The 15,934-nt window shown below is 36.8% G+C and carries 11 protein-coding genes and 1 pseudogene; 7 read left to right on the top strand and 5 right to left on the bottom strand.

The features are described from left to right. The first annotated feature begins 300 nt into the window (after positions 1 to 300). Positions 301 to 2,574 carry a 5-methyltetrahydropteroyltriglutamate--homocysteine S-methyltransferase gene (gene metE / locus ACLU24_RS08975; protein WP_412612069.1) on the top strand — a complete coding sequence of 758 codons (2,274 nt, stop codon included), beginning with the start codon at positions 301 to 303 and terminating at the stop codon, positions 2,572 to 2,574. Between the two features lie 681 nt (positions 2,575 to 3,255). On the opposite strand, the pseudogene ACLU24_RS08980 reads toward metE, so the two are convergent. Then, positions 3,256 to 3,968 (bottom strand): annotated as a pseudogene (locus tag ACLU24_RS08980) (ATP-binding protein). 311 nt (positions 3,969 to 4,279) lie between these two features. Here ACLU24_RS08980 and ACLU24_RS08985 point away from each other — a divergent pair. From ACLU24_RS08985 to ACLU24_RS09000, 4 genes are all read left to right on the top strand, one after another. Then, the gene (locus tag ACLU24_RS08985) at positions 4,280 to 5,458 is read left to right on the top strand and encodes a glycosyltransferase (RefSeq protein WP_412612071.1); all 1,179 of its coding nucleotides are present in this window, start codon (positions 4,280 to 4,282) and stop codon (positions 5,456 to 5,458) included. A 202-nt stretch (positions 5,459 to 5,660) separates the two neighbouring features. Next, positions 5,661 to 5,999 (top strand): DUF6110 family protein, encoded by a 339-nt coding sequence (locus tag ACLU24_RS08990; protein WP_022264686.1) that lies wholly within the window; start codon positions 5,661 to 5,663, stop codon positions 5,997 to 5,999. A gap of 86 nt (positions 6,000 to 6,085) precedes the next feature. Continuing rightward, complete coding sequence (locus tag ACLU24_RS08995; RefSeq protein WP_412612074.1) at positions 6,086 to 8,179, top strand: heavy metal translocating P-type ATPase; 2,094 nt, start codon at positions 6,086 to 6,088, stop codon at positions 8,177 to 8,179. 320 nt (positions 8,180 to 8,499) lie between these two features. Then, positions 8,500 to 9,336 carry a DUF368 domain-containing protein gene (locus ACLU24_RS09000; protein WP_412612077.1) on the top strand — a complete coding sequence of 279 codons (837 nt, stop codon included), beginning with the start codon at positions 8,500 to 8,502 and terminating at the stop codon, positions 9,334 to 9,336. Positions 9,337 to 9,344: 8 nt separating this feature from the next. Here the strand turns inward: ACLU24_RS09000 and ACLU24_RS09005 are convergent, their stop codons facing one another. Continuing rightward, on the bottom strand, positions 9,345 to 11,498 hold the full coding sequence (locus tag ACLU24_RS09005) for a GerAB/ArcD/ProY family transporter (protein ID WP_412612079.1): 2,154 nt from the start codon (positions 11,496 to 11,498) through the stop codon (positions 9,345 to 9,347). Continuing rightward, positions 11,488 to 13,029 (bottom strand): spore germination protein, encoded by a 1,542-nt coding sequence (locus tag ACLU24_RS09010; protein ID WP_412612081.1) that lies wholly within the window; start codon positions 13,027 to 13,029, stop codon positions 11,488 to 11,490. Before ACLU24_RS09010 ends, ACLU24_RS09005 begins: the two co-directional genes overlap by 11 nt. A gap of 282 nt (positions 13,030 to 13,311) precedes the next feature. Between ACLU24_RS09010 and ACLU24_RS09015 the strand changes: the two genes are divergently transcribed. Beyond that, entirely contained in the window at positions 13,312 to 13,989 is a 678-nt protein-coding gene (locus ACLU24_RS09015) for a DUF421 domain-containing protein (RefSeq protein ID WP_412612084.1), read from the top strand. Continuing rightward, positions 13,986 to 14,366 carry a DUF4363 family protein gene (locus tag ACLU24_RS09020; protein WP_412612086.1) on the top strand — a complete coding sequence of 127 codons (381 nt, stop codon included), beginning with the start codon at positions 13,986 to 13,988 and terminating at the stop codon, positions 14,364 to 14,366. Before ACLU24_RS09015 ends, ACLU24_RS09020 begins: the two co-directional genes overlap by 4 nt. Before the next feature lie 247 nt (positions 14,367 to 14,613). On the opposite strand, the gene ACLU24_RS09025 is transcribed toward ACLU24_RS09020, so the two are convergent. After that, complete coding sequence (locus ACLU24_RS09025; protein WP_412612089.1) at positions 14,614 to 15,276, bottom strand: potassium channel family protein; 663 nt, start codon at positions 15,274 to 15,276, stop codon at positions 14,614 to 14,616. A gap of 24 nt (positions 15,277 to 15,300) precedes the next feature. Beyond that, positions 15,301 to 15,921: a potassium channel family protein gene (locus tag ACLU24_RS09030; RefSeq protein ID WP_412612091.1), complete on the bottom strand. Its 621-nt coding sequence runs from the start codon at positions 15,919 to 15,921 to the stop codon at positions 15,301 to 15,303. Positions 15,922 to 15,934 lie beyond the last annotated feature (13 nt).

Here is a 15,934-nt window from a genome sequence, read left to right on the forward strand (position 1 = left end):
GTTAGTAACATTAGTCTTACAGGGAACCCCCTGCGAGGGTTCCCTACGAAAAACATTCCACCGGAATGTTTTTCTACCCTCCTGCGCTTTTAGAGCATAAAGTATTTCGCTCTCTGCGGAGAGCGACAAGGGCGTTGCCCTTGACCTACGAGCCTTTGAAAAGGCTCGAGCGAAACTTTTAATTTGATATAACCTAAAGCTATATCAAAGCGATATTTTTTGATATTTTACAATTTCTTTTTGTAATAGTAAAATAAACAACAAGATAAAAATATTATTTTAAAGAAGGAGAAAAGATATATGCTTACATCTATAATCGGATTTCCGAGAGTTGGTACTCTTAGAGAACTTAAATTCGCAACAGAAAAATATTTCAGAGGCGAAATTTCAGCTTGCGAACTTCAACAAACAGCTAAAAATATCAGACAAACCCAATGGACTACTTTGAAAAACAGCGGTCTTGATTTTATTCCATCAAACGATTTCTCATTCTACGATTGCACACTTGATACAGCTGTACTTTTTAATATTATTCCTGAACGCTATAAGAATCTTAATCTTTCCGAGCTTGATACCTATTTTGCAATGGCAAGAGGTTATCAGGGCGAAAACGGCGATGTTAAGGCTTTAGCTATGAAAAAATGCTTCAATACAAACTACCATTATATGGTTCCTGAAATTGAAGATACAACAGAAGTTAAGCTTACCGGCACAAAGCCTTTTGAGCAATTTAATGAAGCTAATACTCTCGGAGTTAAGACAAAGCCTGTTGTTGTAGGTGCATTTACTTTATTAAAGTTACTCAGATATACTGGTTCAAAGCAAGCTGAAGATTTCTGCGAGGATATTATCAAGGCTTATTTTGATTTACTTGCTGAATTTTCAAAGCTTGATGCAGAATGGGTACAATTTGATGAGCCTTATCTCGTTCACGATTTAAGCGAAGAAGATATTGCACTCTTTAACAAGCTATACAGTGGAATTATCAGCAATAAAAAGTCTGTAAAGCTTTTACTTCAAACTTATTTCGGCGATGTTCGTGACATTTATAATCAGCTTACTGCTCTTGATTTTGATGGCATAGGTCTTGACTTCATCGAGGGCAAGAAAACTCTTGAACTTATCGAGAAAAACGGTTTCCCTAAGGATAAGCTTTTATTCGCAGGCGTTGTAAATGGCAAGAATATCTGGAAAAACAATTATAAGAAAACACTCGCACTTCTTTCCGAACTTAAAGCAAAGGATATAAACACTGTTATAAGCAGCTCCTGTTCCCTACTTCATGTTCCTTATACACTTAAAAATGAAACTAAGCTTTCTGCTGAATATACAAGTCATTTCTCTTTTGCAGAAGAAAAGCTTGTTGAGCTTGCTGAGCTTAAAGTTCTTGCAGACAAGAATAATTTTGAGAATGAGGCTGCATATATTGATAACTGCAAGCTTTTTGAAAACAGAACTAATTGCTATGATGGCGCTGTTCAAAAAAGAGTTGCCGGTATTCAGAAAAAAGATTTTACAAGACTTCCTGAATTTAACGAAAGAGAAAAAATTCAGAAAAAGGAATTTGGACTTCCTGTTCTCCCTACAACTACAATAGGTTCTTTCCCTCAGACTGCTGATGTTAAGGCAAACCGTTCCGCTTTCAAGAAGGGAAATATCTCCGAAAGCGAATATAACGAGTTTAACCGTAAAAAGATTGCTGAGTGCATTTCTTTGCAAGAGGAAATCGGACTTGATGTACTTGTTCATGGCGAATTTGAAAGAAATGATATGGTTGAGTATTTCGGCGAACAGCTTAACGGCTATCTCTTTACTGAAAAAGCTTGGGTACAGTCTTATGGCACACGCTGTGTAAAACCACCTATTATCTGGGGCGATGTTTCTCGTCCTAAAGCAATGACTGTTGAATGGTCTGTATATGCACAAAGCCTTACAGATAAACCTGTAAAAGGTATGCTTACCGGACCTGTTACTATACTTAACTGGTCTTTCCCTCGTGAAGATATATCTATCAAGGAAAGCACTTATCAAATTGCCCTCGCAATTCGTGATGAGGTTTTGGACTTAGAGGCAAACGGAATAAAGGTAATTCAAATAGACGAGGCTGCTCTTCGTGAAAAGCTTCCTTTGCGTAAATCCGACTGGTACTGTGAATATCTCGACTGGGCTATTCCGGCTTTCAGACTTGTTCACAGTGGCGTAAAGGCTGAAACTCAGATTCATACACATATGTGTTACAGTGAATTTACTGATATTATTCCTGCAATCGACCAAATGGATGCTGATGTTATCACCTTTGAAGCTTCTCGTTCTGACTTGCTTATACTCGATTCTCTCAAAGAAAACAACTTCAAGACAGAAGTCGGACCCGGTGTTTATGATATTCATTCTCCAAGAGTTCCATCTGTTGAGGAAATTGAAAATGCTATTGAGAAAATGCTCGAAAAAATCAGCATTGACAAGCTTTGGGTAAATCCTGACTGTGGGCTTAAAACAAGAGGCGAAATTGAAACAACTGCAAGCCTTAAAAATTTGGTTACTGCAACAAAAAATCTTAGAAATAAGATTAAATAATTAAATTTAAACAGCTAACAAAAATGAGTTCGGAATTTTACCGAACTCATTTTTCTATATTTACAGACTTCTCTAAGACACTTAAAGTTTAGGTCAAGCCTTTTTAAAGGCTTGCAGGGTTGAGGGACGGAGTCCGCCCTCTAGGTAGTCCATTGGAAATTTCTTCGACCGCATCAACAAACTTCTATTGCGAATGTCGAGGTTTTGCTTGCAAAACCGATTCTGCGTCTTGGGTGCGGCGGCTCGCCGCTTAAGGGCAACGCCCTTAACTTTTCTTGCTATCTAATTGCGGACTTTGTCCGTAATTTTTGACTAATGTTACTGACAAAAGAAATTAGCGGCGGACAAAGTCCACCGCTAATAGGAGCAAAGAATGTTAAGGGCTTCGCCCTTAAAACCCACCAAAGGCTCCGCCTTTGGAATCCGCAAGCTTTTAAAAAAGCTTGAGCAAAACTTTTATCTGTCTTAGATAAGTATATCAGCTAATTGTATGGGCGAACTGTGTTCGCCCCCCGGTAGTTTCCCCGACCGCGTCAACAAATTTCTTTTATCCACACCGAACGAGGCAAAGCCGAGCGATTCCGCGTCTTGGGAGCGGCGGCTCGCCGCCTTGAGCAAAACTTTTGGCTGTCTTTGGGAAGTGCGACCGCTAAAGTGTCTTTTGGGAAGTTGGTTAGCTAATTAGTAAGTACAACGATTGCCGTCAATGGAAAGTGTTACTACCTGACATGGCACATCTTTACCACTATTTTTGATAGCTGTTTTAACTGCGTATTCTATTCCTCCGCAACATGGTACTTCCATTCTCACAACTGTTATACTTGATATAACATTATTTCTGATAATTTCAGTAAGTTTTTCTGAATAATCTACGGAATCAAGCTTTGGACAACCTATGAGTGTTACCTTTCCAAGCATAAAATCATTATGGAAATTTCCATAAGCATATGCTGAACAGTCTGCGGCAATAAGTAGATTTGCTTCATTAAAATATGGTGCGTTAATCGGTGCGAGTTTAATCTGAACAGGCCATTGACGGAGCTGTGAACTGACAAATGTTGATGAAACATTCTCAACCGAAACATCACGCTTATTAAAGCTTGCTATACGGCTTCCTGGACAACCTCCCATATGTGGAGTTTGGTTTTGTTGCTCAGATTTTTTTTATTTGCCTCAACTGCGGCAGCATCATATTCGGCGGCTTCTCGCTCTATAAATGTAATTGCTCCTGTTGGACAGGTTGGCAAACAATCGCCGAGTCCATCGCAATAATCGTCACGCAAAAGCTTTGCCTTGCCATTTACCATACCAATGGCATTTTCATGACACGCTTTTGCACAAGCTCCACAGCCATTACATTTTTCTTCATCAATCTGTATAATTCTACGAATCATTATATAATCCTCCTGGTTTTTTCTGAATGCAAATTTATTATAACATAGTTCAAACTTTGTGCAATCGTTTTTTGTTTCCAGTTTTAATGCTGATATATGGCAATTTAAAAACAAAAAATATTATACTCATCTTGAATATTTTTTGTTCGTCAAAAATAACAACAATTCTGCTTTTCTTTAATAATACTTGAAAAAAGCAGTCCATATGATATAATTATATAAGAATAAATTTTTATAAATATATTATATATGTCAAAAAAGATACTAAAATAATAAATCCAATTATTAAATTTCGGAAATAGGTGATTTTTGTGAAAATTGCAATTTTCAGTGAAATATATCTTCCGTACCTCAGCGGAATATCAAGCTTTATAAGCGTTCTTAGAAAGAGCCTTATATCGCTTGGTCATGAAGTTCTTGTTGTTACTTCGTCTACTGATGTTTCTTCAACAACCTTTGAGGACGGCATACTTCGCTGTCCTGCGAAATCTGCAAATAACAAATATGGTATGTCGCTGAAAAATCCAAATAACCAGACAATGCTTAAAAAAATTCTTGAATTTAATCCTGATATTATTCATATAAATACTGATACGGCAATGGGTAAGCTTGGTCTTTCGATTGCTCATAGGCTTGGTATACCTACGGTATATTCTATTCAGGATTATTATGAGGATAGATTCTTTTACGAAAATTCAAAAATTAAACTTAAAATTGGCACTATGGTAGAAAAAAGCCGTCTTCTTGATATGGTCGATAACTGTGATGTTATTACTGCATCAAGCGGTCGCGCTCACGAATATCTCGCTTCATCCGGCAGAAAGGATAAACATATAAAGGTTATTCCATCTGATACAGATATAAGTTCTTTTAATTATCAGAATACTACACCTGAAAGTATTCAAAAGCTTCGCGAAAAATATAACATTTCACCTGATGTTACCCTTGCAATGTTTGCCGGCAGACTTGATACTGATAAGAGTGTTGAATACCTTTTGCAAGAATGGGCTCAGTTCATAAGTGTAAGAGATAATATGCACCTTATGATTGTAGGTGACGGAACTGAAATAGATTCTCTCAAGGATTGGACTAAATATCTGAAAATTGAAAGTCAGGTTACATTTACCGGTGAAATTCCACACTCACTTATGCCTGAATATTATGCTGCAAGTAATGTATATGTAAGTGCTGCGACGACAGGTCTGATGTCTATGTCTGTACTTGAAGCAATAGCTTGTGGCTTGCCTGTACTTCTGAAACGTGATAAATATACGCAAGAATTTGTTAAAGAAGGCGTAAACGGTTTTACCTATGAAAAAGCCTCAGAGTTTGGCGACAGAATGAAACAGCTTTCATCTCTTGATGTTGACGGAAAAAGAATTATCAAGAATGTTGTAAGGCGTTCAAGAAATGATATTCCGAGCGATAATATGGCAAAGCAATTTATAGCCGCTTATGAATCGGCTATGAAGAAAAAATCTAAACACTGATTTTATATCTATTTCTTACATACAAATACGAAAAATTTTTGAATTTTTTAAAAAGTTTTTACAAAACCTTGAATATTGTCGAATTTTGTGATATTATATTTCCACACAGAATTATGATTATGGCAATTTTTATGCTGAATATCATATTTTTATTCTGGCTTTTATATGCGAATATAACAAAAATTAATAGGAGGTTTCGATTATGAAATTCGCTAAATTAGGTCTTTTTGCTGCTGGTGTTCTATTCGGAACTGCTGGTATCAAGCTTTTAAGCAGCAAAGACGCAAAGAAAGCATACACACATACAACTGCTGCTGTTCTTCGTGCTAAGGAGAGCGTTATGACAACAGTTACTACTATTAAGGAAAATGCTGATGATATTCTTGCAGACGCTAAGGAAATCAATGAACAGCGTGCCGCAAAAGAAGAAGCTATCGAAGATGCCGCTTCTGAAGATGTAGTTTCTGATGAATCAACAGAAAATAACGAGGACGCTCCTGCTGAGGCTACTGCTGAAACAGAAACAAAAGTTGAAGAATAATTTTCAATAATTTTTATGCATCTATCGCATAATTTAAAAGAGCCGTCCTTTTAGTCGGCTCTTTCTTTTTATCTGGAGGCAAAATAATGAAATGTAAAATATTGCATGAATCTCGTGGCCGTATTCGTGTACATCTTATGTGCAGCCGTATGACACTTCATGACGCTGATATTCTTGAATATTATATGCGTAATATTGAAGGCGTTACAAGTGTTAAGGTATACGACCGAACCCAAGACGCAATTATACTCTATAAAACTGAGCGAAAAAATATTATTCGTGCTTTGGCAGAATTTTCTTTTAAAGCCGCAGAGGCTCTTGAGCTTGTTCCTGAGCATACCTCAAGACAACTTCACAGAGATTTTGAAGATAGACTTGTTTTTTCTACCGTATCTCATATGGTAACAAAGCTTTTTCTGCCAGCACCAATAAAAACCGCCATCACACTTTTCCGCTCTATTAAGTATATTAAGAAGGGCTTGAAAGCTTTACTGAACCGCAAGCTTTCGGTTTCGGTTCTTGATGCAACAGCCGTTTCGGTTTCCATTATACGAGGAGATTTCAGCACTGCTTCTTCCGTAATGTTTATGCTTAATCTTGGCGAAATATTGGAAGATTGGACTCATAAAAAATCTGTCGCTGACCTTGCAAGTACAATGTCGTTGAATGTTGACAAGGTATGGCTCAAAACTGATACTTGCGAAGTGCTTGTTCCTATCGGAGATATACAGGCAGGAGATAAGATTGTTGTAAGAACAGGAAATATGATTCCGCTTGATGGTAAGGTTATAAGCGGAGAGGCCACTGTTAATCAGTCATCTATGACAGGTGAATCTTTGCCGGTTGTTAAAACAGTAGGCAGTTATGTTTATGCCGGAACTGTCGCCGAGGAAGGCGAATGTGTAATCTGCGTAGATAAGGCTTCCGGCAGCGGTAAGTATGACAGAATCGTTCGTATGATTGAGGAATCTGAAAAGCTCAAATCCGCAGCCGAAGATAAGGCTTCTTCTCTTGCAGACAAGCTTGTTCCATATATGCTCGGAGGAACAATTCTAACTTACCTACTCACAAGAAATGTCACAAAAGCTATGGCTATTCTTATGGTTGATTTCTCTTGTGCATTAAAGCTTGCTATGCCTATTGCAGTATTATCTGCAATGCGTGAAAGCAACGACTACAACATTTCTGTAAAGGGCGGACGCTTTCTTGAAGCTGTCGCAAACGCTGATACGGTTGTTTTTGACAAGACCGGTACTCTTACCTATGCTACTCCAAAGGTTGCAAAGGTAGTTACCTTTGGTAATCATACTGAGGACGAAATGCTTCGTCTTGCTGCTTGTCTTGAAGAACATTATCCTCATTCTATGGCGAATGCTGTTGTTGATGAGGCTAAAAAGCGCGGTCTTTCACACGAGGAATATCACTCTGAAGTTAAATATGTTGTTGCACATGGAATTTCAAGTGCTGTAAATGATAAGAAGGTTATTATAGGAAGTTATCATTTCGTATTTGAGGACGAGGGCTGTTCTATTCCTGAGGGCGATGAGGAAAAATTCCACTCACTTTCTCCTGAATACTCCCACCTTTACCTTTGCATTTCGGGTGAGCTTGCTGCTGTAATATGCATATATGACCCACTTCGTTCAGAGGCAAAGGACGCTATTGCTGCTTTGCATAAGTGTGGTATATCCAAAGTTGTAATGATGACAGGCGACAACAAAAAGACTGCTAAAGCAGTTGCCAAGATTGTTGGCGTAGATGAATATTATGCTGAAGTTCTACCTGAAGATAAAGCTGATTTCATAAGAAATGAAAAAGCAAAAGGCAGAAAGGTTATTATGATTGGTGATGGAGTCAACGATTCTCCGGCACTTTCTGAGGCTGATGCAGGTATTGCAATAAATACCGGTGCGGCTATTGCCAAGGAAATTGCCGATATAACCATCGCTTCCGAAAATCTCTTTGAAATTGTTACTTTGAGAAAATTAAGCGAAGCACTTATGGCAAGAATACACAGAAATTATCGCTTTATTGTTTCGTTCAATCTTATGCTGATTATTCTCGGTGTAAGCGGTATAATTCCTCCGACAACATCTGCTCTATTTCACAATATATCAACATTGGGAATTAGCTTAAAGAGTATGACCAATTTACTTGAAGAAAAAGATTCTGAAGAATAATAATTTAAAACAGCTTATATTAAGCAGCTTGCAAATCTATAAATTGATTTGTGAGCTGTTTTATTTTGTTCGGAATTATTTACAACATAAGTAAATAATAATATAACAAAGATTTTTTCATCTGCTAACGACAAAAGAAAATATTGCCTTATGTGAAAATTATTTTTCTATATATTGTATAAACTCAAATTTATTTATTTTACTGAAATTTTACTAAATTTATAAAAGCATTTTAAATATCTTATTGTATATTAGACCTATAATATTATATAATATATCAAAACTGCCCAATAGTTATAATATTGATTGCGAGGTTGACTATGAAAACTCTATTAAAGGGAATAATTGTCGGAATAGGTGGTATTGCTCCGGGCTTGAGCGGAAGTGTATTGCTTGTTATTTTCGGATTGTATCAAAAAACTCTCAATGCCATAAGCACTCTTTTTAAGAACTTTAAGAAAAATGTTATTTTTCTAATTCCATTAATAATTGGATTTGGAATTGGTGTATTGATTTTTAGCAAGGTAGTCGATTTTTTCTTAAATAATTTTGAAATGCAGACTCGCTTTACTTTCCTTGGTCTTGTTCTTGGCACAATTCCATTATTCTTTAAAGAAGTTAAAAAGAATGGGTTTTCAAAAAAATACTATATATTTATAGTTGCGGCGGCTTGTGTAGGCATTACACTTTTTTCACTGAACAGTGGTGCTTTTCCTCAAATAAAAAATCCGAACTTTTTACAGGCTGTATTATTGGGAGTGGCTGTTGCAGCTTCATCTATAGTTCCAGGCGTTGACAGTGCAGTAATATTATCTACATTTGGTTTATATGAACTATATGTCAGCTCGCTTGCAAATTTAAATTTCAGAGTATTGATTCCTGCCGGATTTGGCTTACTTATCGGCGCTTTTTTAATTTCATTTATAATGAATGTCTTGGTTAAAAATTTCTATACAGCTACATTCTCAATAATATTTGGATTGTTTATCTCCATTATTCCAAGCGTTCTAAACGAAAGCTGTGTATTAAGCTTGAATACTACTTCGGCAATTTCAATATTGTTTTTAATTTTGGGATTTATCGTTTCTTTCTATCTCGGTGATATTCAGAAAAACAATGAAAGAATAAAACACATATTTAGACGAAAAGAGACTTGATATTATATCTATGAGCGTACAAAATTTGCTTTAACCGAAAAATCAAGCTTTACAGATTTTAATGTCTCGTGCCAATCTTTGATTTTTTCAAAATCATAATAAAAACCGTTTTGTGCCTTTTTCCCTATTCTAAGAATATCGCTACTATAAGTTTTTATGGCTTTTTCGGCAGTTTCATAACACGATTTTTTAAGAAACTTCTCGACTTGTTCGAGGAGTTTTTCGTTTTGCGAATTACTACCCTCGGGAAGTTCAAGAGATACTTCGAGATTTTTTGAATAATTAAATATATCTTTATTATGGCTAATGTTATTTTCGGACTTCGCTGAAACTATCTTTATAGGCGTTTTTTTATCGTCATCAAGAGAAATGACCGCACCACTTACATTATCTGAAAGAATATTAAGAATTATAGATTCGTTTGTTGTAAGCGTTCCGCTCATCTTTCCCTTACGAAATAAAGCTACACCGTCAGGAATTATTCGTGCTTTGCTTTCATCAAGCGTTAGTATAGGAACAGAAATGTCATAAATTCCGCTATTATCTGACGCTTTATATTCTTTATATTCACAAGCTTTGACTGTACCGTCTGAATAATCTCCGCCAATCATAGCAATATCTTCGGCAGTCATTGTATCAAGAACCTTTTCGTTACTTAACATATTTGCGGTATTTCCCTCTGTTACATAAATAAAAGCATCAGGTCTTGCCTCAAAGCTATTATTAAAGTATGAAAGAACTTCATCAGCAACCTTGGCGGCTACTTTATTCATAGCTATAAAACGATTACTGCTAAGCATAACTTGTCTTCCTGTATTGCGTGAAATATTATCAAAACATTCTGCAACAGAACTTCCTGATGCAGAAACTATATTTGGTGGTAAGGCTTCTTCTGTACTCTCGATATTTAATACCATAGCTGTAAGTGTATATTTATCATTTTCTTTATCTATGCCTATACCCTCTACTATGACTTTTTCGTTAAGCTCTGCCCTACTCATACAACCTGAACATGTAAGAACAGTCAAACCTATTCCTATTGTTAAAATAAGAGCCTTTGCTCCGCTCTTTTTGCGAGTTTTATTTTTCTTTCCACTTGATTTTACTGCATAACATATCAGTAAAAATGTTGGTATAAATACCGCTGAAATAAGAGTAAACCACAACCAGAAATTGATGTTAAAGATAAAGCTTGTAAATCCCATATCTGCTGTCACCGTCCCGAATATTAAAATTGCTGCTCCTCCGACTATAATTGCAAAGCGTGACGCTCTCTTGCCAAAAGCCTTACCTACGCACAAGGCAAAAAGATACAAAAAGAGAGAAAGTCGGCAGAATAGACCTGCCGTCCACAATCCTATGAATAATGCGTCCAGCCTTTGTAAAAAACCGATATTTACAGTTTTTGCCGCCTGATAAACCGGGAATACGCTATTCTTGAGGTAATCTCCAAGCGAACCTGTTACAAGAATTATTGAAATCATTACCAAGATGAAAATTGAACTACACCAAAGCACACTACCCTTTGCGATATTTCCTTTAACTATAGGATATAAAACCGCTATCGCAGGTATGCAGGACATTCTTGAAAGCATAAGAATTGTGCCATTATAGGTTGAAGTGTAACTTGTTGATAAAATCGTACGGTAATTTTCAGTATCGATAGATGGTGTAAGAGCAAAAATCAAAATAAGAACGGTTGCGATAAGTCCTATCAGAATAAGTCCTGACGCACGAGCGATTGCCTCAACTCCCTTAAATGCACCATAGCAAGATGCCACCAAAACAGCTACAGCTACCGCAAAAACAGGTGCTTCTCCATTAACTCCAAGAGAAACGAATTTATTATAAAGTGCAATTCCGTAACCGCAAACCATTATAAAATATACTGCATAAAACAGCGAAATTATAATTGAAAGCCTTTTGAAAATATCTTCGCCATATTCCAAAACAGACATATCACGATTCAGCTTCCACAAGAGAAGTGTTGGAATAAGCATTATCAATGAAAGCGGAAAAGCGAACATCGCCGAAAGCAAGTGATTCCACATATCATCATCCGAAGATAATTCGGGGCTATATGTTATTGTTACGATTGCTCGGCTTATGAACAGCAATACAAAAAGCTGTCCTGCTGTTATCATTCCTCTGTTAGTCGTCATCGTCATCACTTCCTTGAATTTCTGTGCCGGGCATACTCTGAATAGTTGAGGTGGATTTTGAAAGTAATTTCCAACCCGCTCTCACAAATACATCTCGCATAGCTGTCATACTGAACGGAGAAACCGGTGCTGTATAAGGAACATCAAAGCTTTTCTTTCCGCAGATATTTACAAGCACCATACAGAATAAAAGCATTACTCCCCATATTCCGAGAAATGAACCGGCTATTATAAATAAAAACCTCAAAACTGCTGTCGGGGCATAAAGGCTCGGAATTACATATGAACATATCGCTGTCAGGGCTACGACCATAAGTGTAGGCGCTCCGATTAAGCCTGCATTTACAGCGGTTTCTCCTATTACCAATGCTCCGACTATACTTACTGCGTGTCCTAAGGGCTGTGGCATACGCAAACCGGCTTCTCGCATTATTTCATAGACAAAATGAATTACTATTGTTTCTACACCGAGTGGCATAGGCGTTGCTGCTATTGAACCTGCAATTTTTCCTAAAAGCTGTGACGGGAATAATTCAGGGTGAAACGAACCTACTGCAACATATACTCCGGGAAGCATTATTGCTATGAAAAATGCTATATACTTAAGCCAACGAGTAAATGTCGCAAAATATGCACGATTAGAATAATCATCGAGCGTTTGAAAATATTCTACAAACAAAAACGGAACTATCAGGGCTGAGGGTGTTCCATCAACTAATATCGCAATTCTTCCTTCGGAGATTTTTCCACAAACTGTATCGGGGCGTTCGGAAATTCCAACTCCACTGAAAAATGAAAAATCACCCTTCTGCTCAAGATAAGGCGCAATATAACCTGATGCCATAACCGTTTTAAGATTTATTGAATTAAGACGCTTTTTTAGTTTTCGCAAAATACTCGGAGAAACTATATCTGTCATATAGCAAAGGCAAATATCGGTTTTGCTCTCACTGCCGATTGTCATTGTTTCAAATTTCATTTTTGGAGTTTTCATTCTTCGGCGAATGAGCGACATATTTATTCTTAGCGGTTCTACAAAGCCCTCTTTGGAACCTCTTTGCACTACATCGGAATCCGGTTCGGAAACACTTCTAAAGCTAAAGCCTTGTATGCCGAGTGCAAGCATTTTTGCGTAACCGTCAACAGCAACTACCGCAAAACCTGACATAATGAATTTGTCTACATCTTCAATAGTTGCAATTTCTATCTGCTCGGAAGTACAGAGAACAGTATCGGAAATTTTTCTGAAAGCCTCTTCCGGAGTACAGTCATAGCTTTCATTCGAAACTGGCCTTATTACGCCCAAGGCAAGAATTTCCTTATTAACCATACCCTCTATTGTGATTACTCCAAAGCGGATACCATTCAAAGTCATTTTATGAATTGTTAGGTCAGCACTCTTATCAAAGCGTTTTTCGAGAATTGCAGTATTCTCATCTAAAGATTTAGAGAGTGGTGTTGTTTTTTCTTCTTTCTTTTTGGGTTCTGGTTTTTGATATATATTTTTCAGCTCGTTTATAAAACGATACACAATATCACCTCATATTGTTATACTCAAGCGGCGAGCCGCCGCTCTCAAGACGCGGAATTGCGTCAGGTGACGACCTGCAGCAAGCCTCGCTCGTAATGAATTAGGAAAGATTGTTGACGCAGTTGACTAAATTTCCAATGAGCTACCGAACGGGCGAAAACAGTTTGTCTCTACTTAAAATTTAGGGCAAAGTCCTTAACCTGTTTTTATTTTGAGGAATTTTTTGCGAATTATTCCACAAATTATTGATACAATATAACTTGAAGTGAAAGGTGTTGAATTATGATTATTTCTGTTATACGAACTATTCTACTTTATATAGTGATTATTCTTGCGATAAGGATTATGGGAAAACGACAGATTGGAGAATTACAGACAAGCGAACTTGTAGTTACGCTTCTGATTTCTGATATTGCTGCAATTCCTATGCAAAATACTGAACAAAGTCTTTTGAGCGGTATTGTGCCTATTCTTATTCTTATCGTCTGTGAAATTATAATATCTCTCCTTATGCTTAAACGAGCCGGTTTTCGCAGAATCATCTGCGGAAAGCCTATTGTTATAATCTCTGACGGCAAAATCAATCAGGGCGAAATGCACCGACTTAGAATGAGTACGGAAGATTTATCTGAGGAACTTAGACAACAGGGTATTTTTAACATTGAAGATGTAGGATTTGCTATTGTAGAAACAAACGGCAAACTGAGTGTTCTTAAAAAGCCTGAAAAGGATGTACCTACCGCTAAGGAGCTTGGAATAAAACCAGATGATAAAGGGCTTGAGGCTGTTGTAATAAGTGACGGAGAAATTTCAAAATGTTCTCTCAAAATATGTGGTCTTAGCAGAGATTGGCTTTTTGACACACTAAAAAAGGAAAACACCGAATTAAACGATGTTTTCCTTATGATTGCCAACAGACAAGGCGAATATAAAATTATTGAAAAGGAGCGTAAGATTTGAAACGATTATTTATAGCAATTATTTTGATTTTTATTGTAGCAGTATTATGCACTTTTGAATTTACGCTGAATACAAAAGAAGCTCAACGCGCTTCTGAACACTTAAAAACAGCACAGCAACAAATGACTGACGGTAATGAAAAAGAAGCTATCCAAACAATTAAAAAGCTTAAAGAGCTTTGGGAAAGCAATGTTGAATCTATGCTGATATTTATTTCTCATGAAAAGCCTGACGAAATCTGCGAAAATATCGCTGTCGCAGAAAGCTATCTGAAAAGCGGCGAACTTCCTGAATTTTATGCAGAATGTAAGCGTATTGAAAATGAACTTGAGCATTTCAGAGATCTGGAAATTCCTACTATAAATAATATACTATAAAGTTTATATTATTCTAATATAAGTTTTATGGTAGCTAATGCAGAAATTACCAATGAACTACCGATTAGGGCGGACTACGTCCGCCCTTGAAAGAAAGGAATGTTAAGGGCTTTGCCCTTAAAACCCACGAGGGACTCCGTCCCTCGACCCTGCAAGCTTTTGAAAAAGCTTGAGCAAAACTTTTAATTGTCTTAGGAAAGTTTGTTAGCTAATTGACAGTTTCTTTATCTATGTCAACACACTTACTTTATTTTATGGCAGTCCACAGTTTTTTAACTGATTTCTGCGAATCATCACCACAGAATATTACTATCTCATCTTTTGAATGAATTACTGTATCTCCTCGTGGAATATATAACTGTTCTCCCCTCACAACAGATACTATAAGAGATGATGCCGGCATTTTTATATCTTTGATTGCATAGCCGTCAAGTGCTGAATTTTCCGGCAAAGTAAATGACAATATTGCAGCTTTTCCTCTATTCAAGGTTGCAAGAAGTTGAGCGCCAGCATTTACGACCTCTTGTTCTATCATCTTGGTTATTATTTCTGTACTACTAACAACTATATCAATATCAAGCTTTCTCATAGCCTCAAGATTTCTTGGATTATTTGCACGAGCTATAACTTTTGGAATTTTCAACTCATTTTTGGCAAGCTGTGAGGCTACTATATTATCCTGGTCACGACCTGTAACTGCTATAAAGCAATCTACATCGTTGAAATCTAAAGAATTAAGTGTTTCTATATTTGTGGCATCTCCGCAGACAACTTCTATCTGAAGTTCGTTTGCTACTTTTTCGCTTGCTTGTTTTGAAATTTCAATAACCGATACATCATATCTTCGGTCAATCAAATTTCTTGCCAAGCTATAACCAAGTCTTCCGCCACCTGCAATTATAACCTTCATAGCTTTTTTCCTTTCGTACTGAAATTATCCTTCTCTGATATATAGAGCTGTATCTCCTGACTCAACCTCTATATTTGACATCAGGTCATAAATAAGCACTTTTCCGCTTTTACGCTTGATTCCAAACAATGACGCACCATCTTTTAATGGCAAGGCTGAAATTGCTCTGCCTACATATTTATCGTCAACCTTGATTGAATCAATCATAAAATTGGAATTATCAGCAATATTGATGTTATCTCCTCCACCAATAATGGCAGAGTAAATAGCATTAGCTGAAATGTTGGTTTGACATATCGTTTTCAGACCAAATTTATTTTTGAAGGCATTTTCACGATAGGAATTAGTTATTCGGGTAATAACATTCTCTACTCCGAAAAATTTCTTTACAATCTGTGAAACCGTTATATTGAGGTTGTCGTCTGATGTTACTACTGCAACGGCATCGCAACTTTCTACACCTGCATCACGCAGAACATCCATATCCATAGCTATGCCTGTTACAAAAAGCCCGTCAAAATCTTCGTGCAGAAGATGTATTCTATCAGGATTTTCGTCAACAACAGAAACATCGTGGCCATTTCTATCAAACTCGTTTGCAAGAACAGAACCTAAATTTCCACAACCAATTATGAGTATATTCATAATAATGAATCCT

Source organism: Pseudoruminococcus sp. (assembly GCF_047012705.1).
Taxonomy (GTDB): domain Bacteria; phylum Bacillota; class Clostridia; order Oscillospirales; family Acutalibacteraceae; genus Pseudoruminococcus.

What these genes read in the sequence shown, in the direction of transcription:
- ACLU24_RS09015 (WP_412612084.1), top strand. Translation starts at nt 13,312, where the DNA reads ATGATTATTTCTGTTATACGAACTATTCTACTTTATATAGTGATTATT.
- ACLU24_RS08995 (WP_412612074.1), top strand. Translation starts at nt 6,086, where the DNA reads ATGAAATGTAAAATATTGCATGAATCTCGTGGCCGTATTCGTGTACAT.
- ACLU24_RS09005 (WP_412612079.1), bottom strand. Translation starts at nt 11,498, where the DNA reads ATGACGACTAACAGAGGAATGATAACAGCAGGACAGCTTTTTGTATTG.
- ACLU24_RS09025 (WP_412612089.1), bottom strand. Translation starts at nt 15,276, where the DNA reads ATGAAGGTTATAATTGCAGGTGGCGGAAGACTTGGTTATAGCTTGGCA.
- ACLU24_RS09030 (WP_412612091.1), bottom strand. Translation starts at nt 15,921, where the DNA reads ATGAATATACTCATAATTGGTTGTGGAAATTTAGGTTCTGTTCTTGCA.
- ACLU24_RS08990 (WP_022264686.1), top strand. Translation starts at nt 5,661, where the DNA reads ATGAAATTCGCTAAATTAGGTCTTTTTGCTGCTGGTGTTCTATTCGGA.
- metE (WP_412612069.1), top strand. Translation starts at nt 301, where the DNA reads ATGCTTACATCTATAATCGGATTTCCGAGAGTTGGTACTCTTAGAGAA.
- ACLU24_RS09000 (WP_412612077.1), top strand. Translation starts at nt 8,500, where the DNA reads ATGAAAACTCTATTAAAGGGAATAATTGTCGGAATAGGTGGTATTGCT.